Below are 1,587 nucleotides of genomic sequence, written 5' to 3' on the forward strand. Positions count from 1 at the left end.
GGGGCCAGAGCCTGCCATACACGATACGCCACATAGAAAAGCGCTCCCAAACCGGCAAGGCCTCTTGCCACACCGGTCATCTTTGAGCAGAGCGGCATCATTTCCACATACAGATTCTGTAAAATCTGATGCAGGTTGTCAAAATCTATAGCCAACAATAACATAATGAAAGCGGATTAGGAATAATTACCAATAACGTTCGTTCGGTGAGCCGTAGAGTGCCATCACGCGGTCCAGGTCGTTCCGTTTCTTGGCGCGCAGGTAGGACACCCCGATGTTCTTGTTGGTGTAATACTGTACCAGACTGCGGTTTTGCAACATGTCGTTGTAGCAGCGGTCGATGATATCCATCCTTTCCTTGTCGTTCATGGAAAGCCCGTTCTCGTTGACCACCGTCTTCAAATCGTTCAGCAGATGGGCACTTTCTTCCAGCAGTTTGGTGTACCCCAAAGCAATCGCGCTCAGTTCTTCCGGCGTAAAATACGGGTCGCTGAGCATACGCTCGAAGCTGGTGACATAGATGTCCGTGATATCGCCCACCATCAGGATGGTCTGCTGAACCTTGCGGGCATCCCGGACAAGGTTCTTGACCTTGCGAAGCCCGTCGTAATACTCCTTGCCCTGCCGGTAGATTTTCACGGTTTCCTGAAAACTATTCGCCATATTGGTGGCAGTGGAGGACGTGTGAACGATGTTCTTGGCGGCATTGATGATTCCCTGCGCCAGATTGCCCGGGTCGCTCACTACCCATTGGGCTTTCGCTGTGAGGCTGACAAGGAAACAGCCCATGCACAGCATAAGAATTTTCTTTTTCATGATGTTCCTGTTTTTAATTGTGAATAATTCTGTTAAAAGTCAGATTCCCATTTTCCGTCCTTTGGACGGCGGGTTCCGGAGGATAGGCTTGTGTACCGGTCTCGGACGGTCTACCTCTGCCACTTTTTCTTTCCCGTGTCTGAGGAATGCGAAGAATTCGTCTGCATACGGCCTGCGTCCGGTCATTCTGACGAAACGGGCGTCCAGCTCCCGGTAGGCTTTCTCCGCCTGGCACGAGCGTTCCGTCGCGGAAGCGTTCTTGTCTATGCCGTACTTGGTGAGAAAGTCAGGACTGATATGCAGTATGTCGTGGACGGCATCCGGCGAGGCCGCAATCCGTCCCAAATTCTCCAGTTCCCCATTCAGCTTTTCCAGGTAGAAATCCGGCAGACGGACATCCCCGATGCTTTCCGCTGCCTTTTCCGCATTCCTGCACAGGCGGCTTTCCAATGCCACCCCCTCGTCATATGCCGGTTCCGGTCCGGAACGGTGCAGTCTGTCAAGCCTGTCATAATCATCCGCAAGCCCGTACCTGAGTGCCACATACCGTGAGGGCGGCATAAGATACACAGCCAGGTTGCAGAGTTCCCACACGTCACTCTCTTTCCGATGGAAATCCAGAATCCGTACAGATGACCGTACTTCTTCCGGTGACGGCCGTTCCTGCTTGCTTTCAGGATATACCTTCAAGTAAGCATCCCGCATGAACGTGTGCATGGCGAGCATTCCGTGGACGGAATCGGCTTTTTCGGGATTGACATCCGCAAGCCA

2 protein-coding genes and 1 pseudogene are annotated in these 1,587 nt (G+C 52.6%); all 3 read right to left on the reverse strand.

What is annotated here, in order from left to right:
* A pseudogene (locus tag ACESQI_RS23100) lies at positions 1–164 on the reverse strand (conjugative transposon protein TraJ); the annotation flags it as partial.
* A gap of 22 nt (positions 165–186) precedes the next feature.
* Positions 187–816 carry a DUF4141 domain-containing protein gene (locus ACESQI_RS23105; RefSeq protein ID WP_005832139.1) on the reverse strand — a complete coding sequence of 210 codons (630 nt, stop codon included), beginning with the start codon at positions 814–816 and terminating at the stop codon, positions 187–189.
* 39 nt (positions 817–855) lie between these two features.
* Positions 856–1,587 (reverse strand): hypothetical protein (locus ACESQI_RS23110; RefSeq protein ID WP_373127294.1); only part of this gene is annotated, 732 nt, incomplete at its 5' end.

This window comes from Bacteroides sp. HPS0048 (assembly GCF_964240755.1).
Lineage (GTDB): Bacteria > Bacteroidota > Bacteroidia > Bacteroidales > Bacteroidaceae > Bacteroides > Bacteroides nordii.